The sequence below is a fragment of the Achromobacter sp. DH1f genome (assembly GCF_000633435.1).
In the GTDB taxonomy this organism is placed as follows: domain Bacteria; phylum Pseudomonadota; class Gammaproteobacteria; order Burkholderiales; family Burkholderiaceae_B; genus Achromobacter; species Achromobacter deleyi.
In genome coordinates this window covers 174,925-200,614 of record NZ_AYMF01000024.1, presented here as the reverse complement: position 1 = coordinate 200,614, position 25,690 = coordinate 174,925, and the positions used below count along the sequence as shown (strand labels likewise).

Here is a 25,690-nt window from a genome sequence, read left to right as displayed (position 1 = left end):
CATGAGCCAGACTACCAAGACGACAACCTTGCTGGTGATCGGCGGCGGGCCCGGCGGCTATGTGGCCGCGATCCGGGCCGGCCAGTTGGGCGTGCCCACCATCCTGGTCGAAGGCGACCGCCTGGGCGGCACCTGCCTGAACATCGGCTGCATTCCGTCCAAGGCGCTGATCCACGCGGCCGAGGAATTCGACAAGGCGCGGCACTACGCCGGCCAGTCGGCGCTGGGCATCTCGGTGTCGGCGCCGGCCATCGACATCGGTCGCACCGTGGCCTGGAAAGACGGCATCGTCGGCAAGCTGACCGGCGGCGTGGGCGCGCTGCTCAAGAAGAACGGTGTGCAGGTGGTACACGGCTGGGCCAGCCTCCTGGACGGCAAGACGGTCGAGGTCGATACCGCCGACCAGGGGCGCGTGCGCATCCAGTGCGAACACCTGCTGCTGGCGGCCGGGTCCGAGCCGACGCCGCTGCCGTCGGTGCCGTTCGGCGGCATCGTGGTGTCGTCCACCGAAGCGCTGTCGCCGGCCGACATCCCCAAGAAACTGGTGGTGGTGGGCGGCGGCTACATCGGCCTGGAACTGGGCACGGTGTACCGCAAGCTGGGCGCCGAGGTGGCCGTGGTCGAGGCGCAGGACCGCATCCTGCCAACCTACGACGCCGAACTGACCAAGCCCGTGGCGGCCGCGCTGGCCAAGCTGGGCGTCGAACTGCACCTGGGCCGCAAGGTGCTGGGGCTGAACGGCGCCGGCAACGCGGTGCGGGTGCAGGACGCCAGCGGCGCCGAGACCCAACTGCCGGCCGATCGCGTGCTGATCGCCGTCGGCCGGCGCCCGCGCACGCAGGGCTGGGGCCTGGAAAACCTGCAACTGGACCGCAAGGGCAACGCGCTGCGCATCGACGATCAATGCCGCACGTCCATGCGCGACGTCTGGGCCATCGGCGACATTGCCGGTGAACCCATGCTGGCGCACCGGGCCATGGCCCAGGGCGAGATGGTGGCGGAATTGGTGTCCGGCAAGCGCCGCCACTTCCAGCCGGCCGCCATCCCCGCCGTGTGCTTCACCGACCCCGAGGTGGTAGTGGCGGGCCTGTCGCCCGCCGACGCCGAAGCCGCGGGGCTGGACTGCCTGGCGGCCTCGTTCCCGTTCGCCGCCAATGGCCGCGCCATGACGCTGGAATCCACCGACGGCTTCGTGCGGGTGGTGGCGCGTCGCGACAACCACCTGATCGTGGGCTGGCAGGCGGTGGGGCGCGGCGTGTCCGAGCTGTCCACGGCCTTTGGCCAGTCGCTGGAAATGGGCGCCACGCTGGAAGATGTGGCGGGCACCATCCATGCGCATCCGACGCTGGGCGAAGCGGTGCAGGAAGCGGCGCTCAAGGCGCTGGGGCACGCATTGCACACCTAGCAGGCCTGGCGTGCATTGACTGGCTCGGCGTGACCGGCCGCGGCGCGAGGAAATCGCGCCGCGGCTTTTTCATGGGCAATGACGATGCCGCCGCCACGTTTCAAGCGGCACGGCGGCGCTGCTCAACGGCGGCCGTCGACGTAGGGCCGCGATTGCAGGATCACGATCTTGTCGCCCACCACGGCCCACTCGATGTCCTGGTCCACACCGCCCAGCCGCTGCTTGATCTGCCTGCCCACGGCGGCCAGCCGCGCCACCAGCGCGTCGTTCAGCACCTGGCGGTTGTCCGTCAGCGCCACTTCGCGCACGCCGCCGGCAGCGTCCGCCACCAGTTGCGTGTCTTCGGCCGAGCGGGTCAGCACCTGTACCGCCTTGGACCAGCTGGAATACATCACCTGTTCCGCCTGGCGCTTGCCTTCGACCACCTTGATGCCCAGGCCGCGCTTGGCCGAAATGTAGGTCACGTAGCGCCGGCTGGCGTCGAACGGGTCACGCGTGATCATCACGCCGGAGCTGTCGGACGGCGCGGCCAACTGCACCAGCACGGCCATCACCACCGCGTCCTGGCCGATGCCCGCGGCGCGGCGCGCCTCGTAGGCCTCGAAGTTGTAGACCGAGGCCCATACCGTCAGCACGGCCTGCACGAACGCGTCGGCCTGCACCACGTTCGGCACGGTGGTGTACAGCCCGGCGCCGCTGAAGCCCGGCAGGTCTTCGGAATTGGACGAGCTGCGCACGAACACGCCGCGGCCTTTCAATTGCTGTTGCCAGCGCGCCTGCCAGGCGGCGGCCAGCGCCGGGTCGGGGCGGGCGGCCTGGATGTCCTGGCGCAGCTTGGCCAGTTCCTGCCGGCGCACCGTGGCGTCGGCCTTGAAATCGTCGCGCTGTTCCAGCGCTGCCACCCGCTGGGCGATGCCCAGCTGCGTCATGAATGCCGCGTACTGCGAGAACGGAATGCAGAAGCCGTCCGGCACGCTGGCAGCCGGGGGCAGGGCGGATTTCAGCGCACCCAGGTTCGCGGCCTTGACGCCGCAGTGGCGACTGTCGCGCACCGCCAGGGCGTCCAGCGGCTTCAGGACCTGCACCGTCAGGTCGGGCTTGGGCAGCACGGCCTGCGGCTTGGGCGGCTGGCTGCCGGGCCCGGCCGTGGCGGGGCGTTCGGCGGGCTGCACCTGGTAGTCGTTGCCGGTGACGGTCAGCGTCACCCATTGCCCGTCGTACTGGCGCAAGGCCGTGGCCGCATCGCGCACATAGGCGTTGGGCACGCCCCAGCCCTTGGCCAGCAGGTTGACGTGCGACAGCAGCGTGGACGGCCGCTGCGTGATCAGCCCGGCCACGGGCGGCAGCCAGATCGGCACCTCGTCCAGCACCACGATGTCGTCGCGCGCCAGGTCGGGGGTGTTGTCCACCGACGCGACGATGCGCAACCGGCCCTGGGCGCGGCCCGGGTTCAGCGGCAGAAAGGGCTGTTCGCGCAGCAGGGCTTCCTGCGTCACGAACGTCAGTCCCGTGGTCTTGGCGGCCTGTTCCTGCAAGGTGGAATTGCTTTTGAACTTCACCGGGGCATAGAAGCTTTTGCTGACCGCGTCGTCCGCCACTTTCAGCAGATCGGGCGTCAGGCGGTCGCCTTCCCAGAATTCATAGGTGTAGCCCGGCAGGTCGCGCTGCCAGCTGAGGGTGCCGAACAGCAGGCGCCGGTTCGGGTCCTTGTATTGCGCGGTCAGCGCGGCCTTGTCCTTGCCGGGCAAGAGCTTGCGTTCGCGCGCAAAGGTCTCATGCAGGCCATAGCGCGGCGTGTCCAGATAGAAGATGCGGTTGCCGCGCTGGCGGTCGATCACGAACAGCAGGTGAGGAATCTCCAGCGGCGTGCCGGCGTTGTACACGCGGGCCAGTTGCTGGAATTCGGCTTGGCTTTGCACCTTGGCCAGAAAGGCCGGCCCGCCGCGGCGAGCATCCTCGGCCTTGCGCGCCTCGATTTCATCGGGCGTCGGCGGGCGCAGGTTCTCGTAGGGCGACGGCTTGCGCGCGGTCTGCGCCTGGGCAAGCTGGCCGGCGGCCAAGGCCAGCAGGCAGGCGCCAGTCAGTAGAGACAGGCGCAAACGGGAGGAAGCGAACGGCGTGGCGGCAGACGAGCGCAAGGCGGGCATGGAGGGAAATAAGGGCCGGAAAGCGAACATGATAACGAACCTGGCGGGGCTCGAGAGTGTCCCCCTCATGGGGCATGAGTACGTCCGATTTGTGGCCAATTGCGACGGATAGACGGCGGAAGGCAGTTAACGTGGACTGCTTTCGCCAACCGCTGGGCGCCGTGCAGATCTATCCCTACATCCTGATGCTGGATTCCAACCATACGTGGCTTGTGCGTTTCCCGGACATCCCGGAGGCGGTGACGTTAGGTGAGGATGTACGCGAGGCTGCGATCAACGCCCAGGAGGCGCTTGAGGCCGCACTGGAAATCTACGTTGACGAGGGGCGTCTCATCCCTGCGCCATTCTCTACAACGATGGTCCCGGCCTCGGCTACGTTGTCGCCCTTGGCCACCAACCATGATTCGAAATCCACGTATCTGGGGTGGGCAGTCGCTGATTTGCCAACGTTCAAATAAAAAACGGCTCCGGAAACCCGGAGCCGTTTTTGCGTGCAGAGCCGACTGGCGTGTCAGGCTGCCGTTTCCTGCAACACGCGGCGGGCTTCTTCGGCGACGCGGTCGGGGGCGGTGCCGCCGACGTGCTTGCGGGCCGCGACGGAGCCTTCCAGGGTCAGGACCTGGTGGACGTCGTCGCCGATCTGGGCGTGGTAGGCCTTGAGTTCGGCCAGCGACAGGTCGGCCAGGTCGCAGCCGCGTTGTTCGCAGTCGCGCACGGCGTGGGCCACGACTTCGTGGGCGTCGCGGAAGGGCACGCCGCGCTTGACCAGGTAGTCGGCCAGGTCGGTGGCGGTGGCGAAGCCTTGCAGGGCGGCGGCGCGCATGTTGTCGGCCTTGACCTTGATGCCGGCAGCCATGTCCGCGAAGATGGTCAGCGTGTCGCGCACGGTGTCGACCGTGTCGAACAGGCCTTCCTTGTCTTCCTGGTTGTCCTTGTTGTAGGCCAGCGGCTGGCCTTTCATCAGGGTCAAGAGGGCGACCAGGTTGCCGTTGACGCGGCCGGTCTTGCCGCGGGCCAGTTCGGGCACGTCGGGGTTTTTCTTTTGCGGCATGATCGAGCTGCCGGTGCAGAAACGGTCGGCCAGATCGATGAAGCCCACGCGCGGGCTCATCCAGAGCACCAGCTCTTCGGACAGGCGCGAGACGTGCGTCATGATCAGTGCGCCGGCGGCGCAGAATTCGATGGCGAAGTCGCGGTCGGAGACGGCGTCGAGCGAGTTGCGGCAGACGCCGTCAAAGCCCAGGGTCTTTGCGACGCGTTCGCGGTCGATCGGGAACGACGTGCCGGCCAGGGCGGCGGCGCCCAGCGGCAGGCGGTTGACGCGGCGGCGGCAGTCGGCCAGGCGTTCGGCGTCGCGGCCGAACATTTCGGCGTAGGCCAGCAGGTGGTGGCCGAACGTGACGGGCTGGGCCACTTGCAGGTGGGTGAAGCCGGGCATGATGGTGCTGGCGTTGTCCAGCGCGACCGAGGCCAGCGCGTGGCGCAACTGGCGCAGCAGGTCGATCAGGGTGTCGATTTCGCCGCGCAGCCACAGGCGGATGTCGGTGGCGACCTGGTCGTTGCGCGAACGGCCGGTGTGCAGGCGCTTGCCCGCGTCGCCGACCAGCTCGACCAGGCGCTTTTCGATGTTGAGGTGGACGTCTTCCAGGTCGAGCAGCCACTGGAAGCTGCCGGCGTCGATTTCGGACAGGATCTGGGTCATGCCGCGCTGGATGTCAGCCAGGTCCTGGGCGCCGATGATGCCCTGGGCGGCCAGCATGTCTGCGTGCGCGAGCGAACCTTGAATGTCGACGCGCGCCAGGCGCTTGTCGAAATCCACGGACGCCGTATAGCGTTTGACGAGTTCGGAAACCGGTTCCGAGAACCGGGCGGACCAGGCCTGCGCCTTGTTGGCGAACTGGTTTTGATCGGGGGAGGGAGTGTTTGCCATGATGGCCCGAATTATAGGGCCTGCCATGGGGGGCTGACTTGTCGGATAATTCAGGGTCGCATCCGCGGGCCGCCGGGGCGTATCCTGGCGGCAGCGATCTGGCCGGTTCGCGCCGCGCCGCCTTGTCCGAATCACCATAGAGAGCACCCGAGCTATGCCCATGGAATGGGAAGAACTGGCCACCGAACTTGATACCTACATGCCGCACCAGCCCTGGGCCCAGACGCTGGTCGGCATCGGCGTGCTGATCCTGACGGCGCTGTTCGTCCAGTGGGTGGTCGCGCGGGTGGTGCTGCTGCTGGCCCACCGGCTGCTGGTGGTGAGCGGCCACGAAGACTGGGACAAGGCGCTGCAGCGCCGCCGCGCCTACCAGAACCTGTGGTACGCCGTGCCCTTCGCGGTGGTGTCGATCGGCATCGAGCTGGTGCCGCACGTGGAAAAGGCGGCCGCGCTGGTGGGCCGGCTGGCGCATGCCGGGGCCTGGATCTGCGTGTTCGTGGCGTTTTCGGGGGTGCTGAGCGCCTGGCAGGACACCTATTCGGCCACCACGCGGGCGCAGACCCGCTCCATCAAGGGCTACATCCAGATCAGCAAGCTGATCCTGATGGCCGTATGCACCGTTTTGGTGCTTTCGATCTTGATCGACCGCTCGCCGCTGTGGATGATTTCGGGTCTGGGCGCCTTGTCGGCGGTGTTGCTGCTAGTGTTCAAGGACACGTTGCTGTCGCTGGTGGCCAGCACCCAGCTGACCAGCAACGACATGCTGCGCATCGGCGACTGGATCGAGATGCCGCAGTCCAACGCCGACGGCTTCGTCAAGGATATCGCCCTGCACACGGTCAAGGTGCAGAACTGGGACAACACCGTCACCACGGTGCCGACCTACAAGCTGTTTTCCGAAAGCTATCGCAATTACCGCCACATGTTCGAGTCGGGCGGCCGGCGCATCAAGCGCACGCTGCGCATCGACGCCAGCAGCGTGCGCTTTCTGACCGACGAAGAAGCCCAGCGGCTGATGCGTTTTCGCCTGCTGCACGACTACCTGCGGGTCAAGACGCACGACATCGCCCAGGCCAACCAGACCATGGGCGAACTGGCCAGCGTGCCGGCCAACCGCCGCCGCCTGACCAATATCGGCACGTTTCGCGCCTATGGCCTGGCGTTCCTGAAGCAGAACACCGAGGTGCGCCAGGACATGGCGATGATGGTGCGCATGATGGAACCCACGGCCGACGGCATCCCGGTCGAGGTCTATTGCTTCACGGCGGTCACGGCCTGGGTCGAGTACGAGCGCATCCAGGGCGACATTTTCGACCACCTCCTGGCGATCCTGCCGGAACTGGGCCTGCGCCTGTACCAGCAGCCGTCCGGCGCCGACATCGGCGCCATGGGCAGCTACCTGCGCGACGGCGCCATCCAGGCCGCGCTGGCGGCGGAAGGGGGGCGCCAGGGGCCCGACCGTCTGGCGCCACCCGCCGCCTAGGCGGCCTGCGGGCGGCTGGCAGGTGGGGGGCGACTCGTCGGCAGGCGCTTGCCGCACCCTGCCGCTCATAGGGGAATGCCCCGGTTCGCCGGATGACGCCGTGAGATAATCGGCGCTTGGATTCCTAGGCGATAGAAACCCGATGTCGAACCCGTTCTTCAACCTGTATTCCCACGGTTTCGCCCGCGTGGCGGTGGGCGTGCCCGAGTGCCGGGTCGCGGACCCGGCCTTCAATGCCGCGCAGACCATTGCGCTGGCGCAGCAGGCCGCCCAGGGCGGCGCCGTGCTCGCCGCGTTCCCCGAGCTGGGCCTGTCGGCCTACACCTGCGACGACCTGTTCCACCAGAAGGCCCTGCTGGACGCCTGCGAGGCGGCGCTGGACCAGGTGGTGCAGGCCACGGCCGAACTGGATATCGCCCTGATCGTCGGGGCGCCGCTGCGGGTGGCGCACCAGCTGTTCAATTGCGCGGTGGTGGTGGCCGGCGGCCGCATCCTGGGCGTGGTGCCCAAGACCTATCTGCCGAACTACGGCGAATTCTACGAAGCGCGTCAGTTCAGCGCGGCCGATTGCGCCGCGCAGGCTGAAATCTCCCTGCTGGGCCAGACGGTGCCGTTCGGCGCCGAACTGCTGTTCCAGATGGAAAAGCTGCCGCTGTTCCAGTTCCACGTCGAGATCTGCGAAGACGTGTGGGTGCCGATCCCGCCGTCGTCGTTCGCGGCGCTGGCGGGTGCGACGGTGCTGGTGAACCTGTCGGCCTCGAACATCGTGGTGGGCAAGTCCGAATATCGCCACCAACTGGTGGCGCAGCAGTCGGCGCGCTGCCTGTCGGCGTACCTGTACACGTCGGCCGGGCGCGGCGAGTCGTCGACCGACCTGGCCTGGGACGGCCAGGCGCTGATCTACGAAAACGGCGAACTGCTGGGCGAGTCCGACCGCTTCCTGACCGAATCGCATCTGCTGTTCTCGGACGTCGACCTGGAACGCCTGTCGCGCGAGCGCATGCGTCAGACCACCTTTGGCCAGTCGGTGCGGCGCCACCAGGACGAAGTGCGCAAGTTCCGCAGCGTGCTCGTGCCGGTGAATCCGCCGCTCGAAGACGCCGAGCTGCCGCTCGAGCGCCGCGTGGCGCGCTTTCCCTATGTGCCGGCCGATGCGCAGCGCCGCGACGCGCGCTGCAAAGAGGTCTACAGCATCCAAGTGCAGGCGCTGGCGCAGCGTCTGTCGGCCAGCGGCATGTCCAAGGTGGTGATCGGCATTTCGGGCGGACTGGATTCGACCCACGCGCTGCTGGTGTGCGCGCAGGCGATGGATACGCTGGGGCTGCCGCGCTCGAACATCCTGGCGATCACGATGCCGGGTTTCGCGACCAGCACGCGCACGCTGCAGCAGGCGCGCCAGTTGATGGCGGTGGTGGGCTGCACGGCGTCCGAGATCGATATCCGCCCCAGTTGTCTGCAGATGCTGAAAGACCTGGGGCATCCTTATGCCGACGGCCAGCCGGTGTATGACATCACGTTTGAAAACGTGCAGGCGGGCGAGCGCACCAACCATCTGTTCCGCATCGCCAATTTCAAGAACGCGATCGTGATCGGCACGGGCGACCTGAGCGAACTGGCGCTGGGCTGGTGCACGTATGGGGTGGGTGACCATATGTCGCACTACAGCGTGAACGCCAGCGTGCCCAAGACGCTGATCACGCACCTGGTGCGCTGGGTGGCCGAGTCGGGCCGTCTGGGTCCGGAAGGCGCGGCGGTGTTGCTGGACGTGCTGGGCACGGACGTGAGCCCCGAACTGGTGCCGGGCGGGGCCGACGGCAAGCCGGGGCAAAAGAGCGAGGACACGATCGGGCCGTACGAGCTGCAGGATTTCAATCTGTATTACACGCTGCGCTACGGTTTTTCGCCGACGAAGGTGGCTTTCCTGGCCCTGGCGGCCTGGCGCGACCGGGATGCGGGGGCCTGGCCGGACGGCGGCCACGTGGCGCGCAACCAGTACGACCTGGCGGCGATCAAGCGCAATCTGAAGATTTTCCTGGATCGGTTCTTCCGGCTGAGCCAGTTCAAGCGGACGTGCGTGCCGAATGCGCCGAAGGTGGGGTCGGGCGGGTCGCTGTCGCCGCGTGGCGATTGGCGGGCGCCGAGCGATTCGGAATCGGTGGTGTGGATGCGGGACGCGGACCGGATTCCGGACGAGGCGCCGGGCAGCTAGGCGCCTGCGGGTTTTCCCGGCAGCACGGGGGGCGGCGCCAGGGTGGCGGCCGCTATGCCCGGTGGTATTCTCTTAATCATTGCGCCTTGCCGGCATGTGGCCGGGGCGGGGCGTTGCAACAGATCAAAAACCAGGACGACGAACGTGAAACAAGTCACCGCCATTATCAAACCCTTCAAGCTCGACGAAGTCCGCGAGGCGCTGGCCGAGGTGGGCGTCAGCGGGCTGACCGTGACGGAAGTGAAGGGGTTCGGGCGCCAGAAGGGGCATACCGAGCTTTACCGGGGGGCGGAATACGTGGTGGATTTCCTGCCGAAGATCCGGGTGGAAGTGGTGTTGCCGGATGATCAGGTCGAAGCGGCGATCGAAGCGGTGGTGAAGGCGGCGCGTACGGGCAAGATCGGGGACGGCAAGATTTTCGTCACCCCGGTTGAGCAAGCCATCCGGATTCGGACGGGTGAGAGCGACGAAGAAGCTTTGTGATGGTTGTTGGATAGGTTTTTTTTGTAGGTTGTTGTCTTCGTAGGTCGCCCGGCACGGGCCGCGCATCGCGTGTGCGCGCCAACGATTGCGGTCCGGAGCCTTCGCTCCGGACTTCCCCCTCGTCATCTTCGTACGGGCCTTCGGCCCTCCCTTCAGATTCCCTCGGGCGCATCGACGGCGCGCACACGCGATGCGCGGCCCGCGCCGGGCTACGGGTTGCCAGAAATGGTTCGCCGCTAGACCTGTGAGGGGGGCGAGGTTTGCGGGGCCCGCCGAAAACGGCCGCGCGGGCGGCCGTCCCCGGCTTACGCGTTGTGGGGCGTCGTGGCGGTGGCCGCTGCGCGCTGGCGTTGAGCGGGTTTTTTTGGGGTGTCGTAGCTTGCTGGCTGCGGACCTTTGCTATTTGCGTCGCGTGCAATGCGCGTATCGCCGGTTTGCTTTCTAGCGGATCAGTTGATTCATTTCCAGAATCGGCATCATCACCGCCAGCACAATCAACAGTACGAATCCCCCCATCAGCAGGATCAGCGCGGGCTCCAGCAGCGCCGTCATGGCCATGGCTCGGCGTTCCAGGTCGCGGGAGAGGTTTTGGGCGCCTCGGTCCAGCAGTTCGGGGAGCTGGCCGGTCTTTTCGCCGCTGGCGATCAGGTGCACGAGCAGGGAGGGGAAGACTTTCTGGGCGGCTAGCGAGCTGGACAGGGCGGCGCCTTCGCGGACGCGGGCGGAGGCTTCGTCGACTGCGGTGCGCAGCACGTCGTTGCCGAGGGTGCGGCGGGCGGCTTCGAGGGCGGTGAGCAGGGCGACGCCGCTGCCGCACAGGATGGCGAGGGTCGAGGCGAAGCGGGCGGCGTTGACGCCCAGGACGAAGCGGCCGGCCAGGGGCAGGCGCAGGACGCGGGCGTGCCAGGCGTGGCGGGCGGCGGGCACGCGCAGGGAGTAGCGCCACAGGATGATGGCCAGGGCGATGGCGGCGCCGGTGGCCAGGCCCCAGTCGCGCACGTAGTCGGACAGCGACAGCATGATGCGGGTGAGCAGCGGCAGCTGCTGTTTGGCGTGGCTGAAGGCGGAGACGACCTGAGGCACGACGTAGCCGAGCAGGAAGATGACGATGATGACCGAGACGCAGCCGACGACGGCGGGGTAGATGAACGCGGTCATGACCTTGCTGCGCAGGGTGTTGCGTTCTTCGATGTAGTCGGCAAGTTTTTCCATGACCTGGGCGAGGTCGCCGGATTCTTCGCCGGCGCCGATCAGGGCGCGGTAGATCTCGGGGAAGTCGCGGGGGCGCGAGGCGAGCGCGGTGGACAGGCGGTGGCCGGCGCGCACGTCGTCGCGCACGCCTTCGAGCGTGGCGGCGATGTGCTTCTTTTCGGCTTGTTCCAGGGTGGCGGACAGCGCGGCGTCCAGCGGCAGGCGGGCGGCGAGCAGGCTGGCGAGCTGGCGGGTGAGCCAGGCCAGGTCGGCATCGGACAGGCGCGTGCGCAAGGCCGCGCCCAGCCCTTCGGCGCGCGCGGCGGGGGACGTGGACAGGGGCAAGAGGCCGCGGCCGCGCAGTTGATTGCGGGCGCCGCGTTCACTGTCGGCGTCGATCGTGCCGTGCACGATTTTTCCGAGCGCGTCAGTCGCTTCGTAACGAAAGGATGGCATGGTGGGAGGGTGATCCGGGTGCCTGCCCGCAGGCGCGAGAGGCCCGTGAATAAAGGCTTTCCAGGCCGTCACCTTGCCTTTGGATTATGACCGTAGTGTTGCAGTGTCACCCCGTATACTCCGACGCGCTTTCACCTTTTTTTACACGACTTCACGTCTCAGGCACATCCCGTCATGCGTCATATCGCGCAATTCAGCCTTGCGGTCTTGCTCGCGGCAAGCCAACTCGGACCTGTGGCCAGCACGGCCTACGCTCAACAGGCGGACAATCGCGTCAGCCTGAACTTCGTGGACACGGATATCCCGGCCGTGCTGCGTGCGCTGTCGCTGTTCACCAAGCGCAATTTCCTGGTGGACCCTCGGGTCAAGGGCAAGCTCACGCTGGTGTCGGACCGGCCTGTCGATAGCGGCCAGGCGTTGTCGATGCTGACGGGGGCGCTGCGCTTGCAGGGCTTTGCGATCGTCGAGGTGGACGGCGTGACGCGCGTGGTGCCGGAAGCCGACGCCAAGCTGCAGGGCAGCGCGGTGGTGGGCGATCCGCGGCCGGCGACGCCCGCGGGCGGATCGGGCAAGGGCTCGGTGCCGGTGGCGGCGTTTGCACGCAACGGGTCGGGCAACAGCGGCGAGATGCTGACGCGGGTGTTTCCGCTGAAGTACGAGAACGCGGCGAACCTGGTGCCGGTGCTGCGCCCGATGGTGCCGCCGAACAACCCGATCAACGCGTATCCGGGCAACAACACGCTGGTGGTGACGGACTACGCGGACAACCTGGACCGCATTGCGGCGGTGATCGCGCGCATCGACGTGCCCAGTTCGATCGACACGGACGTGGTGCCGGTGCGGTCGGGCATTGCGTCGGATATCGCGGTGTTGGCGTCGCAGTTGCTGGACACGCAAAGCAACGACCCCACGCAGCGTATCGCGGTGGTGGCGGACCCGCGCAGCAACAGCGTGCTGGTGCGCGCGGGCAGCCCGGCGCGCACGCGGTTGGCGCGCGACCTGATCCTGAAGCTGGACGCGCAGCAGAACCGCGCGGGCAACCTGCACGTGGTGTACATGCGCAATGCGCAGGCCACGCGTATCGCGGAAGTGCTGGGCGGCTTGCTGGCCGGCCAGGCCAATGCCGCGCCGGGCGCCAACCAGGCGGGTGGAAATACGGGCGGTGCACAGACGGGCAACAACCGGCCGCAGCAGCCCACGGGCAGCAGCACGGGCAACAACGGCCTGGGGCTGTCGGGCTCGACGGGCTCGTCCAGTTCGTCCAAGGGCGGCATGTCGGGCGACCAGGAACGCATCGCGCGTGACGAGACCGGCAACCAGGCCGTGTCGTATTCGGCGGGCGGCGCCACCATTCAGGCGGACCCGGCCACCAATTCGCTGATCATCTCGGCGCCGGAGCCGCTGTACCGCAGCCTGCGTGAAGTGATCGACCAGCTGGACCAGCGCCGCGCGCAGGTGCTGGTGGAAAGCCTGATCGTCGAAGTGAGCGAAGACGCGGCGGCCGAGTTCGGCATCCAGTGGATGACGGGCGCGGGCAACATCAACAGCGGCGGCACCAGCTTCATCGGCGGCACCAACCTGGGCGGCAGCGGCCTGTCGGGCAAGGGCCCGACGTCGATCGATGCGCTGGGCGGCGGCCTGAGCCTGGGCGTGGTCAAGGGCACGGTGGACGTGCTGGGCAACAAGGTGATCAACCTGGGCGTGCTGGCGCGGGCCATGCAGAACACAGGGCAGGCCAACATCCTGTCCACGCCGAACCTGCTGACGCTGGACAACCAGTCGGCCAGCATCCTGGTGGGCAAGACGGTGCCGTTCGTGACGGGGCAGTACGTGACCAGCGGCGGCAACAACAACAATCCGTTCCAGACCATCGAACGCGAGGACGTGGGTCTTAAGCTGAACATCCGGCCGCAGGTGTCGGAAGGCGGCTCGGTCAAGCTGGACATCTACCAGGAAGTCAGCAGCATCGACGAAAGCCGTTCGACGCCCACCACGGGCATCGTGACCAACAAGCGCGCCATCGATACCAGCGTGCTGGTGGACGACGGCGAGATCATCGTGCTGGGCGGCCTCTTGGAAGAAAACGTGACGATCACGTCGAACAACGTGCCGGGCCTGAGCTCGATTCCCGTGCTGGGCGAGCTGTTCAAGTACGAAAGCCGCAAGCGCACCAAGACCAACCTGATGGTGTTCCTGCGGCCCTACGTGGTGCGCGATGCCAATCGCAGCGCATCGGTCACGTTGGACCGCTACGACTACATGCGCCGTGCGCAGGCGGCCACCCAGCCGAGCAACCACTGGCTGCTGCCGGACGCGCAGGCGCCGATGCTGCCGCCGGCCGGCGCGGGCGCGGGCTCGGTGTCCAACAACGTCTACGACTTCCGTGGCAACCCGCAGGCCCAGGCCACGCGGCCGGCCGCGGCCACGGTGCAGTCGTTCGCCGTGCGGCAGTATCCGGACCTGGTGCAAACCGGCGATCCGTCGGTGCCGATCCGCGCGACCCGGCCGCTGGCCGCGGGCGCGGCGCGTGACCTGTCGTCGCTGCAATGAGCGCGCATCCCTTGCCCTATGCCTGGGCCCGCGCCCAGCGGGCGGTGCTGTCGCTGCGCGCGGGCCATGCGCAGTTGACGGTCAGCCCACGCACGCCGGAATGGGCGGTGCGCGAGATCCGGCGCTGCCACGGTGATATCGCCGTGGCGCAGGTGGACGACGAGGCGCTGGAAACGCTGCTGGCGGCTGCCTACAGCCATGCGGAGGATGCGGCATCGGTGATGGGCGTGGCCGAAAACGAGATCGATCTGGACCGCCTGCTGCAGGACATGCCCGAAGTGGCGGACCTGCTGGACGCGCAGGACGACGCGCCGGTGATCCGAATGATCAACGCGCTGTTCGCGCAGGCCGCGCGCGACGGCGCCAGCGACATCCACATCGAGCCATTCGAGACGCATTCGGTGGTGCGCTACCGGGTGGACGGCACGCTGCGCGACGTGGTGTCGCCGCGCAAGGCGCTGCATGCGGCGCTGATCTCGCGCATCAAGATCATGGCGCACCTGGACATCGCCGAAAAGCGCTTGCCGCAGGATGGCCGCATTGCGCTGCGGGTGGGCGGCCGGCCGATCGACATCCGCGTGTCCACGCTGCCCACGGGGCACGGCGAACGCGCGGTGCTGCGCTTGCTGGACAAGGAAGCCGGCCGGCTGCGGCTGGAAAAGCTGGGCATGGCGCCCGGCGTACTGGGCCAGCTGGACCGGCTGATTCGCCAGCCACACGGCATCGTGCTGGTCACCGGGCCGACCGGTAGCGGCAAGACCACCACGCTGTATGCCGCGCTGAGCCGCCTGGATGCCTCCACCAGCAACATCCTGACGGTGGAAGACCCGATCGAATACGACCTGCCGGGCATCAGCCAGACGCAGGTCAACGCCAAGATCGACATGAGTTTCGCGCTGGCGCTGCGGGCGATTCTGCGGCAGGACCCGGACGTGATCATGATCGGCGAAATCCGCGACCTGGAAACGGCGCAGATCGCCGTGCAGGCGTCGCTGACGGGCCACCTGGTGCTGGCCACGCTGCACACCAACGATGCGGTGTCGGCCGTGACCCGGCTGACAGACATGGGCGTGGAACCCTTCCTGTTGTCGTCGTCGCTGCTGGGCGTGTTGGCGCAGCGGCTGGTGCGCAAGCTGTGTCCGGCGTGCAAGAAGCCGTCGATGCAGGATGGCGCGCCGGTGTTCCAGCCGGTGGGCTGCGAGGCCTGCAACCACACGGGCTACAGCGGCCGCTCGGGCATCCACGAGCTGTTCACGGTGGACGACGAGGCGCGCAGGCTGATCCACGAAGGCAGCGACGAGCGCGAGCTGCGCCGCGCGGCCAGCGCTGCGGGCATGTTCAGCATGCGCGAAGACGGTGCACGCTGGGTGGCAAGCGGCGATACGTCGCCGGAAGAAATCCTGCGGGTGACGCGGGACGCCTGAAGGACGCGGGGCGGCAGTGCGCACGCCCCGCAATGCAAGAGGGCGCGAGCCCGCGTGGCATGCGCGCCCTTACTTGCCCCCTTACTTGCCGGTGCCGAACTCCACCGTATCGCCGCTGCGCCGCCCCAAGGTGGACATCAGGCCGTCCAGCGCCGCGCGGTCGGCCTCGCTGGCTGACGGCGCAAAGGTGGCCTGGCCCGTGAAGCGCACGCCGCGCGCGTTGGCGCTGCCCTGGCCGGTGACGGCCAGCGGACCGCTTTCGGTGGTGAGCGCCAGCGTGGCGCCGGACTTGCCGTTGCCGCGAATCCTGAGCAGATACGTGCCCACCGGCGCCACGCGCGTGAGCGCCGTGCCGGCATCGCGCCAGCGCAGGTCGGCCAGCGGCGCGTCGGGCAGGTTGCCGCCCAGGCGCAGGGCCTGCCAGCTGACCTCGATCGTGCCTTCGGGCGCCAGCGTGTTCCAGGGCGCGCCCAGCGCGGGCAGGGCGGTGGCCGGCAGGCGCAGCGATTGGGCCGAGAGCGTGACGCCCGTCCAACTGACGCCAGCGCGTACCGGCCCTTGCAGCCAGGGGTGCGACAGTTCCAGTGTCATCGACGGCCAGCGCCATTGCCAATGCAGCGCCTGCGGCAGCAGCCGGCGCGCGCCGGGCGGACCCAGCGCGATCCAGGCATTGCCGTTCCAGATCGTGCCGGCGGCATCGGCCAGCGTGACCGGGGCGTCGGCGGGCAGCAGCGCCAGCAGCCAGCGGGCCGGCAATACTGTGGCGGCGGCCGCCAGCGCACAGGCGCCGCAGGCCAGCGCCAGGCCGGTGCGCTTGGGCAAACGGGGCAGGCGCATCAGGACCGGGCCTTGCGTGCCGGCAGCGCCAGCGTGACGCTGCCATTGACCAGGCCCGGCAACGGGCGGCCGTTGGCATTGGCGGCGCGGGTCAGGTCCACGTCTTTGACGGCCAGGCCCCAATCGCCCGCGGCGTTTTCCAGCCAGCGCAGCAGAGCGGACGAGGGGATTTCGGACAGGGACAGCGTGACGCTGTCGCCCTGGCCCGGGTGGTCCAGCTTCCAGTGGTCGGCCGGCAGGCCCGCGCGTTCCAGGCTGGCGCCGATGTCGGCCGCAGCAGGCAGGGTGGCGGCGGGCGCAGCCGCCTTGCCGCGCAAGGCCATGGCCTGCGCGCCCAGGTCGGCCACGGATGCCGCCTGCGTGCGCAGCAGGGGCAGTTCATCGCGCAGCTTGCGGGTGGTGGTCAGGGCCGGTTCGATCATCACGGTAAACACCACGACCGCGCCCAGCAGCGCGCCGGCCGTGTTGACCAGGCGGCGTTCGCGCGGGGCCAGGGCCAGGTAGCGCTGACGGGCGCGTTCGGCGGCGGGCGCCAGGGGTTTGCGGACGGCGCGCCAGGCGGCGTCCAGGCGTTCGAGGGGCTTCATGGTTGGCTGCGCGTGATGCGCCAGGTGTTGTCGGTATCGCCGCGTTCCAGCTTCAGGCCTTGTGCGGCCGCTTGCTGGATCAGCGCGGGGGTTTCGGCCACGCGTTGGGCGGCAGGGCCGGCGTCGGCCAGTTGCAGGGTGAGAGCCTGGTCGGCGTAGGTCAGCCGCGCCACTTTGTCGGCGGCGAACGGCAGGGTTTGCGCCGCGGCACGGGCCAGCGGCAGGAAGTCGCCCGCGCTGGCGGCGCCGCGATGGTTGCGCAGCGCGTCCAGGCCTTGCTGGGCCTGGCGGGCCGGGTCCAGCACCACGGGAATGTCCGGGAACGCGGCCAGCACCTGGCGGCGCATGCCGTCGCGCAGGGACTGGGCCTCGCCGCGCAGTTGCGCGGCATGCAGATTCAATCCGCCGATCCAGACCACGGCGGCCGCCGCGCCCCAACGCCAGACGGGGCGCCAACGCGACACGCGCGCGGGCGCCAATTGCGGCATGGCGAGCGACCAGGAGGGCGATGGGGCCCGCCAGCGCGGGTCCGCGGGGTCGCGCAGCGGCGTGGCGTCGTCGGGCGCCAGGGTCTGCGGCGCGATCAAGGCGTGGGCGCGCAGGCCGTGCGTGTTCAGCAGGCTCCAGGCGCGGCGCACCGGCTCGCGCGCGGCCCAGGCCAGCGGCACCGAGCCGTCGGCCGCGCGCGGGCCGTGGCCGATCGCCAGGTCGTCCAGGTCGCTCAGCACCAGGGGTTCAAGCGCGCTGCGCACCGCGGCGCCGAAGCGTGCGCGCGTTACGGCCGGCACCTGCACGGTGGCGGCGATGACGTCGCCGGGATGCAGCACGGCTTCGCAAGCGGCTTGCGGATAGGCCTGGCCCAGGGCGGCCAGCGTCAGTTCACCGCGGCGCGCGCAATTGCCGCGGCGGTCGAACCACGCAAAGGGCAGCGGCGAGCCGGGGCCGAATTCGGCCAGGGGGGGCAGCGCGATGCGCAAGGAATTCTTCACGGATTTTCTCTTGTCCAGAGGGTGTCGGGCGCGGCCGGCGGGGCGCTGCGTATCAGTGCCTGCATCGAGACCCGGGCCCGTTCGTAGGCAACCACGCCATTGGCGATGAACCAGCCGCTGGCGGTGACGACGGCTGGCGCCGGGGTTTTCACGCCCGTGGCGGCAAGCCGGTTGGCGAAGTCGCCGCTGTTGTTGAACCAGTTGCCGCGGTCGCGTTCGCCGGTGATGGCGCGGGCCTGGCTGAGCGACAGGCCCGGCACCAGCGCGGCGATGACTTCGGGCGGTGCGGTGTTGACGTTGACATTGGTGGCCAGCGGCAGCACGGTCATGGTGCGGCGCAGTTCGTTGCGCACCGCGGGCTCCAGCCCCAGCAATGCGGCCACATCGTCGATGCCGCGCGGCTGCGGCGCACGGGCATCCGGGGTCTGGCCACCCTGGGCCGGCGTGGGCGCATCGGCCGGCTGCGCGGGCGGCTGGCTGGCCACGATGATGTCGAGCATGCGCGCGGCCAGCGCGTCGGGCAGGCGCAGGCTGGCGAGCAGGCGCCGCAGCACCTGTTCCTGTTCAGGCTGCGGCACGCCGTGGCTGGCCAGGTTGTTCAGGTTGTACTTGCCTTGTTCGTCCTGCACGCGGCCGGAGAACACGGCCACGCGGTCGTCACCGGGGCGTTCGATGCGGGTGTCGAGTATCGGCGTGGCCCAGATCTGGTCGCCGCGGGTGGTGGATTCGCGCTTGCCATGGTCGCGGATCACCAGGCGGGCCCAGTCGATGCCGCCGGCCAGCATCATGCGCGCCTGCACGCGTGCCATTTCGTTTTCGACGCGGCGCGTGCTGGCGGTCTGGCGCTGGAACAGGCTGGTGGTCAGCGCGGCCACGATGGCCACGATGATCAGGGCGCTGATGACGGCAGCGCCGCGTTCGCGCGGGCGGGGCGCGTTCATGGCAGCTCCAGGATGCGGCTGTAGCGGCGGGTGTCGGCGCCCGCCCCTCGGTCCAGCGCGATCTCGATGCCGCTGGGCGTGGCCGAAAACGGCGAGCGCGTATCCATCCAGCCGGCGCCGGGCACCCAGCCGCGCAGCACCAGCGCGCGCACGCCGGGCAGGAGCAGCACGCCGTCGCCCGCGGGCGGCAGCGGCGCCTGTTCGGCCGACGCACCGCTGGCGCGCCACAGCCCGTCCTTGCGCACGGACCATTGCACGCGCTGCCAGCGGCCGCTGCCGTCCGGATCGGGCCGCAGGATTTCCAGCGTCTGGGCGCCGGCGGTGCCGGGCAACAGGCGGATACCGCTGGTGAAGACGCGCGCATCGATGCCGGGCGAAGCGAACGACGGGCCGTTGTAGGCCAGTTCGGCGTCGCGTCCGATCTGGCCCAGCGTACGCACGATGGCGTCGGTGTCTTCGGCCTGCTGCGAGATCCATTCGCGTGCGCTGGACACGCTTTCCAGGCCGCGCCAGGCCATCAGGCTGACCAGCGCCATCAGCGCCAGGGCCACCAGCACTTCGATCAGCGTGAAGCCCGCTTCGGCGCGGCCGCGGGGGCGGCGAGCGTGGCGCGGGGTTGGGTGCGGGGTGTGGCGCAAGGTGTGGAGCAGACTCATCGCAGGCTCGACAACAGGCCGTCCAGTTGCAGCAGGACCCCGCCGTCCGCGTTGTCGCGGACCTTGACCGAGACCTGGCGGAAACTGCGATTCAGCGAATTGGTGAATTCCAGCTCGCAGCGCAGCGCCAGGCCGCCTTGCGGGCAGGGCACGGTCTGCGTGCCGGCGCGCGGCAGCGTCTGCTCCAGCCGCAACTGCGTCAGCGCGTTCTGCGCGGCCAAGAGCGCCAGCGTCTTGTCCTGCAGCGCGCGGTTGTTGGCGGCCATGACGCCGGTGGCGCGCAGGGCCGCGCCCATCGCGACCGCGATGATGGCCAGGGCCACCAGCACTTCAATCAATGTGAAGCCGCGCTGGCGCTGGCGTTGCCGCAAAGCGGGAAATTCAGCGGATGTCATAGCGTCCCGACGCATCGCGCGACAGCGTCACGAGCGATTCGCCCGCCCGCAGTTGCAGGCTGAACGGATCGGCCACCCACTCGGTATTGAAGACCAGCGGCCGGTTCGGGTTCAGCCGCAGTTGCACGGGGCCAGCCAGCCAGGCGCGCGGACGCAGCGCGTCGTCGCGTTCCAGCTTGTCCACGGGCAGCGTCACGTCTTCGTCGGCGGTGGGCGAGTCGGCGCGGCCCTGGCGTTCGAACGACCAGCCGGCGGCGGCGGGCAGCCAACGTATCGGCCGGCCGTCGCTGCGGGCTTCGCTTTGGGCCACGGTAAAGGCGTCGGCCAGGCGCTGCGCGTCGTCGCGCAGCGGGTCCGGGCCCTTGCCGATGGACAGGCTGACCATGCTGGCGGCGATGGCGACGATCACCAGCACCACCAGGACTTCGACTAGCGTGAAGCCGCGTTCAGAGTTCCCACGAACCGATGTCGGCATCACCGCCTTCTCCCCCGGGCTTGTTGTCGGCGCCGAACGAGAACACATCGATATCGCCTTTGACGCCAGGGCTCAGGTATTGATACGGGTGGCCCCAGGGGTCATTGGGCAGCTTGTCCAGGTAGCCGCGCCAGTTGGACGCGCCTTCGGGCTTTTCGACCAGCGCGCGCAGGCCCTGGGCGGTGGTGGGGTAGCGGCCGTTGTCCAGCCGATACAGCTTGAGCGCCTGCATGATGCCGCCGATATCCTGGCGCGCCGCCACCTGGCGGGCCTGGTCGGGACGGTCGAGCACGCGCGGAACGATCAGGGCCGCAAGAATCCCCATGATCACGATGACCACCATGATCTCGATCAGGGTGAAACCTTGCTGGCGGGCAGGCCCACGCGATGTCTGACGCACTTTACAACTCCGGTCTTTCAGTAGAAGCGGAGGATTGTGGACATGAAATATGACAGCAATATGAGCCTGGCGCGCTCACTTGGCCGCGCTGGCGATGCCGTCCGCGGGGGCCGGGAACACCGGGGCCGCCAGGCGGTTGGCGCGGCCGCCTTGCTCGACCGTGATGGCGTCGGCGCCGATCTCTTTCAAGACAATCCCCGGCGCGACTTCATCGCCCACGCGCCAGGCCAGCGGCGGGCCGCCGTCGACGCTGAAGACGGCGGCGCCATCCGTGCCGGCGGCAATCACGCCCAGCACGCTGATCTGCGTGCGCATCACTTCATCGCGGCCGAACCAGAGCGCCACCGGCGTGTTGTCGGCGGCGCGCGGTGCGGGCGCCGAGAGCGCGGGGGGCAGGGGGCCGGGGCCGGGTGCGAGCAGCACCGCGCCCCAGACGCCCAGGCCGGCGGCCAGCGCCAGCACGGCCAGGACACGAAGCGCGGCGGGCGCCGCGGGAAGAGACAAGCGTAGGGACAAAGGCATGAAGGGCAAGGCGAAAGGCGCGCACCGGCAGTCCGGCGCGCGCAAACAGGAATGCGCCCGACTATAGCGGCCGATCATGACAAGCCTGCGATAGCGCGGCGCCATTGCTTTCAAGATGCAAACGAAGCGCTGTCATCAAGCTTAAATGCCGCCTGTCTAGCATGCGTGCACGCTGCGGCGAAGCCCCGCGGCATTGACCCCTCCCCACAGGAAACAACGATGCAAGACACGACACACGCCAACCGCCGTCGCCTTCTGAAAATGCTCGGCGGTGCGCCGATGCTGCCGCTGGGCGGCGTAAGCATGGCCGCGCTGCTGGCGGGCTGTAATTCCAGCGACGATGACGATGATGAAGTCGTCACGCCGGGCAATCCGCCCGCGCCCAACGTCACGTTCAAGTCCGCCTCGTTCACGTCGATGCCCGCGCCTTCCCTGGCCAACCCCGCCCTGATGGCGCGCACCACGGTAGGCTCGTCGATGGTGCTGACGTTCAGCGACGGCTCGACCCGCAAGGTCGACCTGGGCTACGAACAATTCTTCATGACCGGCGACGCGGTGCCGGACGGCAAGGGCGGCAGCATCATCGCCGGCGCCTATTTCGACAACACCGGCGCGCCCATCATGGACAACTCGGTGCCCGCCAAGGCGCGCGCGTTCTTCTCGAACTGCCCGGACGGCATGTCGCTGTTGAAGCTGGAAGCGCCCAAGGTGCCGGGCGTCAATGGCAACACCGTGTTCGCCGTGGTGCAGTTCGAATACCAGTCGATGGACCAGGCCGGCAACGACATGTACGGCCGCCTGCCGTCGCCGATCGCCGTGCTGACCCTGGCGCAGGACCCGGCCACCGGCAAGCTCAGCCTGGTCAAGTACAGCAACGTCGACACCTCGTCGGTGAACGGCCTGTGGATCACCTGCGGCGCCAGCCTGTCGCCCTGGAATACCCACCTGTCCAGCGAAGAGTACGAACCCGACGCCACCGTCGCCAAGACCCAGGCGCAGTTCCAGGCCTACAGCCAGAACCTGTTCAACGACCCCAACAAGGCCAACCCGTACCACTACGGCCACATGCCGGAAGTGACGGTGAACCCGGACGGCACCGGCAGCATCAAGAAGCACTACTGCATGGGCCGCATCTCGCACGAGCTGGTCCAGATCATGCCCGACCAGCGCACCGCGCTGATGGGCGACGATGCCACCAACGGCGGCCTGTTCATGTTCGTGGCCGACCGCAAGGCCGACCTGTCGTCGGGCTCGCTGTACGTGGCCAAGTGGGCGCAGACCTCGGGCACCGGCCCGGGCGCCGGCACGCTGACCTGGATCAACCTGGGCCACGCCACCAGCGCCGAAGTCAAGGAACTGGCCGACCAGCTGACCGCCGCCGACATCATGGACGTGCGCAAGACGGACCCGGCCGACAACACCTTCACCAAGATCCGCTTCAGCGGCGGCGACAACTGGGTCAAGCTGATGCCGGGCCGCCGCCAGGCCGCCGCCTTCCTGGAAACCCACCGCTACGCCGCACTGGTCGGCGGCACGCTGGGCTTTACCAAGATGGAAGGCACCACGGTCAACGTCAAGGACAAGATCGCCTACAGCGCCATGTCGCGCATCGAAACCTCGATGGTCGACGGCACCGTGGCCGGCATGAAGGTCACGGCCAATTCGGCCGGCGCCGTCTACCAGCTGCACATGAAGGCCGGCCAGGTCGACACCAACGGCCAGGCGATCGACAGCGAATGGGTGCCGGTGGACATGGCCGCCGTGGCCGAACTGGTCGGCGCGCCGATCTCGCCGGTCGACGAGCTGGGCAACACCCACAACGCCGACAAGATCTCCAACCCCGACAACCTGAAGTTCTCGGAAAAGCTGCGCACGCTGTTCGTGGGCGAAGACAGCGGCGGCCACGTCAATAACTTCCTGTGGGCCTACAACGTCGACACCAAGGCGCTGTCGCGCCTCTTGTCGTGCCCCGTGGCGGCTGAATCCACCGGCCTGCAGGCGGTGGACGAGATCAACGGCTGGACCTACATCACCAGCAACTTCCAGCACGCCGCCGACTGGACGGGCTTGCACGCCAAGGTGCGGCCCACGCTGGAACCGCTGGTCAAGGCCAACTACAAGGACGGCTTCGGCGCGTCGGTGGGCTACCTGACCGGCGTGAAGATCGGCAACTGATCGGCCTGGCGCCGAACAGGGCGCAGGCGGCGCGCAAAACGCCGCGTCCGCCTGCGCGATACCTCGAAGGGACCGGCGTGCCGGTCCCTTCGCTTTGTTTCCGTCTGTGTCGCATCAGAAAAAAATCCTGATCCGTCGATCAGCGATTCCTTTCTTTGCTTCATGCGTCGTTCACCTTGCGAAGCCACTATGTGGGCCACCCACAAAGCGGGTTTCGAAAGGGAAAGAACATGCAGGTAATGAAGTGGAAGCGCTGGTGCGCGGCACTGGCCGCCCTGGGCGCGCTGGCCGGATGCGGCGGCAGCGATGACAAGAACGACGACGATGCGGCGACGCCGCCGGCCACGCAGCCGCCCGCCGCGTCTGCGGCCAACAAGGTGCTGTTCATCGGCGTGGACGGCCTGACGTACGACGCCTACCGCCAGAGCGTGGCGGACAAGTCCCTGCCCAGCCTGGCGCAACTGACCGTGACGCGCAGCTGGACCGGCGGCGTGACGGGCGGCGTGACGCAGCAACCCACGCTGCTGGTGCCGGGCTGGACCACGCTCCTGACCGGCCAGTGGGCCGACCAGCACGGCGTGCGCAGCAACGCGCCGGGCCAGGCGCCCAAGACGCCGACGCTGTTCCAGCGTGTCAAGACGGCCAAGCCCGCCGCGCGCACGGCAGCGGCCTTCAATGCAACGTTGCTGGCCAGCCTGGCGGGCAACGACCGCGCCGCCGGCTACCTGCAAAGCCTGACCGACTGTGCGGGCGTGGACACCTGCGTGGCCAGCCAGGCGCGCGATCGCATCACCGAAGGCTACGACGTCGTGGTGGCGCAGTTCGGCGCGCCCGAGACCGCGGCCCTGGCCGCTGGCTTCGGCGCCGGCTACCAGGCCACCCTGCGCCAGACCGACAGCGCCATCGGCGCCTTGCTGGCCCAGGTGGCCGGCCGCCGCACCGACCATCCGGAAGAGAACTGGCTGGTGGTGGTGGCGTCCAGCCATGGCCTGGACCGTACGGGCGGCAGCGACGGCCTGCAGCTCTCGCTCAACAAGACCACGCTGCTGGCGATGAACCGGCCGCAATTGCTGGGCGGCAGCGCCGACGACGCGTCGTTCGACGGCGTCTGGAACAGCGCCTGGTACGCCTTGCCCAGCGCCGCCGACGCCGCGCCCACCGTGCTGGCGCACCTGGGCGCCTTGCCGGCGGCCGGCCAGTACGACATGGCGGGCGCTTCCCTGACCGAGTCGGTGGCCCTGCGCCGCGCCGCCAGCCGCACGTCGATGGACAACAAGAGCGTGTCGCTGAACTGGACCCGCGTCGGCATCCCGACCGGCGACATCGTGATTGCGCGTGACGGCGCCGAAATCGCCCGCCTGCCCGGCACGGCGACAGACTACGTCGACACCGCGTTCTCGTTCACGACCGAAGGCATGCACGAGCTGAACTACACCATTTCAGTGGGCAATGCCGTGACGGCAGTGCGCGCCACGGTGGTGTACACGGCGCCGGTGCCGCTGCTGGCGTCGCTGCGTACCGGCCTGACGATGCTGTTCCCGTTCGAAGGCAACCTGACCGACAAGGCGGCCGGCGGCGGGGCGATCACCCCCTACGACGGCACGCAGACGCCGGTGTTCGCCGACAAGGGCGTGTTCGGCAAGATGTTCCAGAACGTGCGTACCGGTGACCCCATCGGCGCCTTCAAGCTGGACTATCCGGCGGGCCTGCTGGACACCGTCAACGCCTTCACCATCGGTTTCTGGTACCAGTCGGACGGCACCGCCAACGACCGCTCCATCCTGGGCAACAAGGACTACAACTCGGGCGGCAACCCTGGCATCACCATCGCCCAGTGGGCCGGCCCCGAGCTGCGCTTCAACCTGGCTGGCGGTACACGCGTCGACATCAATGGCGTGAAGTTCACGCCCAACAAGCCCGTCTACGTGGCCATGTCCGTGGACAAGACCGCCAAGACCATGTCGGCCTACGTCTATGACCCGGAACTGGGCTTCACCAGCCGTTCCACGCCCACCGCCGCGGTCGACCTGACCAAGATCGCCGGCCTGTTCGGTCCGCACCTGGGCCTGAATGAAGACGGCAAGGGCACCTACGGCGTGTGCTGCGCCGGCACCAAGGGCCCCTACACGATGTATTTCGACGACCTGGCCTTCTGGTCGCGCGCGCTGACCGAAGCCGAGGTCAAGTCGCTGGCCCTGTCCGGCAAGTCCGTTTCCGAACTGATCCCCTGATGTCCCAAGGATAGACACAACATGAATACTTCCCCGATCTTGCGCGCGTTCCTGCGCCTGGGCGCGGTGCTGATGATCGCCGCCACCCTGACCGCCTGCGGCGGCGACAAGGACGACGACAGCGACAGCGGCACCCCCGGCGGCGGCAACCCCGAGACGCCGACCCAGCCCGCCAAGCCCCAATTGCGTTGCGCGCCCTGACGG

General features: G+C 68.5%; 22 protein-coding genes. 10 read left to right on the top strand and 12 right to left on the bottom strand.

Annotated elements, in window-relative coordinates:
• Position 1: 1 nt before the first annotated feature.
• The gene (gene lpdA, locus U858_RS0120180) at positions 2–1,405 is read left to right on the top strand and encodes a dihydrolipoyl dehydrogenase (RefSeq protein ID WP_025138971.1); all 1,404 of its coding nucleotides are present in this window, start codon (positions 2–4) and stop codon (positions 1,403–1,405) included.
• A gap of 122 nt (positions 1,406–1,527) precedes the next feature.
• Here the strand turns inward: lpdA and U858_RS0120175 are convergent, their stop codons facing one another.
• On the bottom strand, positions 1,528–3,552 hold the full coding sequence (locus tag U858_RS0120175) for a PEP/pyruvate-binding domain-containing protein (RefSeq protein ID WP_025138970.1): 2,025 nt from the start codon (positions 3,550–3,552) through the stop codon (positions 1,528–1,530).
• Positions 3,553–3,683: 131 nt separating this feature from the next.
• On the opposite strand from U858_RS0120175, the gene U858_RS34315 reads away from it, so the two are divergent.
• Positions 3,684–4,010, top strand: a complete 327-nt coding sequence (locus U858_RS34315) for a type II toxin-antitoxin system HicB family antitoxin (protein WP_025138969.1) — start codon at positions 3,684–3,686, stop codon at positions 4,008–4,010.
• 53 nt (positions 4,011–4,063) lie between these two features.
• Here U858_RS34315 and argH read toward each other — a convergent pair whose 3' ends face one another.
• A complete protein-coding gene (gene argH / locus U858_RS0120160; protein ID WP_025138968.1) occupies positions 4,064–5,482 on the bottom strand; it encodes an argininosuccinate lyase in 1,419 nt (472 codons plus the stop codon).
• Positions 5,483–5,636: 154 nt separating this feature from the next.
• Between argH and U858_RS0120155 the strand changes: the two genes are divergently transcribed.
• From U858_RS0120155 to U858_RS0120145, 3 genes are all read left to right on the top strand, one after another.
• Positions 5,637–6,965 carry a mechanosensitive ion channel family protein gene (locus U858_RS0120155; protein ID WP_025138967.1) on the top strand — a complete coding sequence of 443 codons (1,329 nt, stop codon included), beginning with the start codon at positions 5,637–5,639 and terminating at the stop codon, positions 6,963–6,965.
• 142 nt (positions 6,966–7,107) lie between these two features.
• Positions 7,108–9,174, top strand: coding sequence for an NAD(+) synthase (locus U858_RS0120150; protein WP_025138966.1), 2,067 nt, complete (start codon positions 7,108–7,110; stop codon positions 9,172–9,174).
• Between the two features lie 144 nt (positions 9,175–9,318).
• Entirely contained in the window at positions 9,319–9,657 is a 339-nt protein-coding gene (locus U858_RS0120145; protein WP_006386376.1) for a P-II family nitrogen regulator, read from the top strand.
• Between the two features lie 441 nt (positions 9,658–10,098).
• Here the strand turns inward: U858_RS0120145 and gspF are convergent, their stop codons facing one another.
• Positions 10,099–11,304: a type II secretion system inner membrane protein GspF gene (gspF, locus tag U858_RS0120140; protein WP_025138965.1), complete on the bottom strand. Its 1,206-nt coding sequence runs from the start codon at positions 11,302–11,304 to the stop codon at positions 10,099–10,101.
• A gap of 174 nt (positions 11,305–11,478) precedes the next feature.
• On the opposite strand from gspF, the gene gspD reads away from it, so the two are divergent.
• Entirely contained in the window at positions 11,479–13,854 is a 2,376-nt protein-coding gene (gene gspD / locus U858_RS0120135) for a type II secretion system secretin GspD (RefSeq protein ID WP_025138964.1), read from the top strand.
• Positions 13,851–15,278: a type II secretion system ATPase GspE gene (gene gspE / locus U858_RS0120130; RefSeq protein ID WP_025138963.1), complete on the top strand. Its 1,428-nt coding sequence runs from the start codon at positions 13,851–13,853 to the stop codon at positions 15,276–15,278. Before gspD ends, gspE begins: the two co-directional genes overlap by 4 nt.
• An 81-nt stretch (positions 15,279–15,359) precedes the next feature.
• Here the strand turns inward: gspE and gspN are convergent, their stop codons facing one another.
• From gspN to U858_RS0120085, 9 genes are all read right to left on the bottom strand, one after another.
• Positions 15,360–16,115, bottom strand: coding sequence for a type II secretion system protein N (gene gspN, locus U858_RS0120125; protein ID WP_025138962.1), 756 nt, complete (start codon positions 16,113–16,115; stop codon positions 15,360–15,362).
• The gene (gene gspM, locus U858_RS0120120; protein WP_025138961.1) at positions 16,115–16,702 is read right to left on the bottom strand and encodes a type II secretion system protein GspM; all 588 of its coding nucleotides are present in this window, start codon (positions 16,700–16,702) and stop codon (positions 16,115–16,117) included. Before gspM ends, gspN begins: the two co-directional genes overlap by 1 nt.
• Positions 16,699–17,691 carry a type II secretion system protein GspL gene (gspL, locus tag U858_RS0120115; RefSeq protein ID WP_025138960.1) on the bottom strand — a complete coding sequence of 331 codons (993 nt, stop codon included), beginning with the start codon at positions 17,689–17,691 and terminating at the stop codon, positions 16,699–16,701. The genes gspM and gspL overlap by 4 nt, the downstream gene beginning before the upstream one ends.
• Positions 17,688–18,632 (bottom strand): type II secretion system minor pseudopilin GspK, encoded by a 945-nt coding sequence (gspK, locus tag U858_RS0120110; protein WP_025138959.1) that lies wholly within the window; start codon positions 18,630–18,632, stop codon positions 17,688–17,690. The genes gspL and gspK overlap by 4 nt, the downstream gene beginning before the upstream one ends.
• Positions 18,629–19,288, bottom strand: coding sequence for a prepilin-type N-terminal cleavage/methylation domain-containing protein (locus tag U858_RS0120105; protein WP_025138958.1), 660 nt, complete (start codon positions 19,286–19,288; stop codon positions 18,629–18,631). Before U858_RS0120105 ends, gspK begins: the two co-directional genes overlap by 4 nt.
• Positions 19,285–19,683, bottom strand: coding sequence for a type II secretion system minor pseudopilin GspI (gspI, locus tag U858_RS0120100; protein WP_025138957.1), 399 nt, complete (start codon positions 19,681–19,683; stop codon positions 19,285–19,287). The genes U858_RS0120105 and gspI overlap by 4 nt, the downstream gene beginning before the upstream one ends.
• The gene (gspH, locus tag U858_RS0120095; RefSeq protein WP_025138956.1) at positions 19,670–20,158 is read right to left on the bottom strand and encodes a type II secretion system minor pseudopilin GspH; all 489 of its coding nucleotides are present in this window, start codon (positions 20,156–20,158) and stop codon (positions 19,670–19,672) included. Before gspH ends, gspI begins: the two co-directional genes overlap by 14 nt.
• Positions 20,130–20,558, bottom strand: a complete 429-nt coding sequence (gspG, locus tag U858_RS0120090) for a type II secretion system major pseudopilin GspG (RefSeq protein WP_029954106.1) — start codon at positions 20,556–20,558, stop codon at positions 20,130–20,132. The genes gspH and gspG overlap by 29 nt, the downstream gene beginning before the upstream one ends.
• A gap of 75 nt (positions 20,559–20,633) precedes the next feature.
• On the bottom strand, positions 20,634–21,080 hold the full coding sequence (locus U858_RS0120085; protein WP_025138954.1) for a general secretion pathway protein GspC: 447 nt from the start codon (positions 21,078–21,080) through the stop codon (positions 20,634–20,636).
• Between the two features lie 219 nt (positions 21,081–21,299).
• On the opposite strand from U858_RS0120085, the gene U858_RS0120080 reads away from it, so the two are divergent.
• The 3 genes from U858_RS0120080 (at position 21,300) to U858_RS0120070 (ending at position 25,687) form a co-directional block, all read left to right on the top strand.
• Positions 21,300–23,255, top strand: coding sequence for a PhoX family phosphatase (locus tag U858_RS0120080; RefSeq protein WP_025138953.1), 1,956 nt, complete (start codon positions 21,300–21,302; stop codon positions 23,253–23,255).
• 230 nt (positions 23,256–23,485) lie between these two features.
• Positions 23,486–25,486, top strand: a complete 2,001-nt coding sequence (locus U858_RS35385) for an alkaline phosphatase family protein (protein ID WP_025138952.1) — start codon at positions 23,486–23,488, stop codon at positions 25,484–25,486.
• 21 nt (positions 25,487–25,507) lie between these two features.
• On the top strand, positions 25,508–25,687 hold the full coding sequence (locus U858_RS0120070) for a hypothetical protein (protein WP_025138951.1): 180 nt from the start codon (positions 25,508–25,510) through the stop codon (positions 25,685–25,687).
• Positions 25,688–25,690 lie beyond the last annotated feature (3 nt).

Coding starts and splice junctions, on each gene's coding strand:
- gspE (WP_025138963.1), top strand. CDS start 13,851: ATGAGCGCGCATCCCTTGCCCTATGCCTGGGCCCGCGCCCAGCGGGCG.
- U858_RS0120070 (WP_025138951.1), top strand. CDS start 25,508: ATGAATACTTCCCCGATCTTGCGCGCGTTCCTGCGCCTGGGCGCGGTG.
- gspK (WP_025138959.1), bottom strand. CDS start 18,632: ATGAACGCGCCCCGCCCGCGCGAACGCGGCGCTGCCGTCATCAGCGCC.
- U858_RS0120175 (WP_025138970.1), bottom strand. CDS start 3,552: ATGCCCGCCTTGCGCTCGTCTGCCGCCACGCCGTTCGCTTCCTCCCGT.
- U858_RS35385 (WP_025138952.1), top strand. CDS start 23,486: ATGCAGGTAATGAAGTGGAAGCGCTGGTGCGCGGCACTGGCCGCCCTG.
- gspI (WP_025138957.1), bottom strand. CDS start 19,683: ATGACATCCGCTGAATTTCCCGCTTTGCGGCAACGCCAGCGCCAGCGC.
- gspF (WP_025138965.1), bottom strand. CDS start 11,304: ATGCCATCCTTTCGTTACGAAGCGACTGACGCGCTCGGAAAAATCGTG.
- U858_RS0120080 (WP_025138953.1), top strand. CDS start 21,300: ATGCAAGACACGACACACGCCAACCGCCGTCGCCTTCTGAAAATGCTC.
- lpdA (WP_025138971.1), top strand. CDS start 2: ATGAGCCAGACTACCAAGACGACAACCTTGCTGGTGATCGGCGGCGGG.
- gspD (WP_025138964.1), top strand. CDS start 11,479: ATGCGTCATATCGCGCAATTCAGCCTTGCGGTCTTGCTCGCGGCAAGC.
- gspH (WP_025138956.1), bottom strand. CDS start 20,158: ATGCCGACATCGGTTCGTGGGAACTCTGAACGCGGCTTCACGCTAGTC.
- gspM (WP_025138961.1), bottom strand. CDS start 16,702: ATGAAGCCCCTCGAACGCCTGGACGCCGCCTGGCGCGCCGTCCGCAAA.
- U858_RS0120150 (WP_025138966.1), top strand. CDS start 7,108: ATGTCGAACCCGTTCTTCAACCTGTATTCCCACGGTTTCGCCCGCGTG.
- argH (WP_025138968.1), bottom strand. CDS start 5,482: ATGGCAAACACTCCCTCCCCCGATCAAAACCAGTTCGCCAACAAGGCG.
- U858_RS0120105 (WP_025138958.1), bottom strand. CDS start 19,288: ATGAGTCTGCTCCACACCTTGCGCCACACCCCGCACCCAACCCCGCGC.
- U858_RS0120085 (WP_025138954.1), bottom strand. CDS start 21,080: ATGCCTTTGTCCCTACGCTTGTCTCTTCCCGCGGCGCCCGCCGCGCTT.
- gspN (WP_025138962.1), bottom strand. CDS start 16,115: ATGCGCCTGCCCCGTTTGCCCAAGCGCACCGGCCTGGCGCTGGCCTGC.
- U858_RS0120155 (WP_025138967.1), top strand. CDS start 5,637: ATGCCCATGGAATGGGAAGAACTGGCCACCGAACTTGATACCTACATG.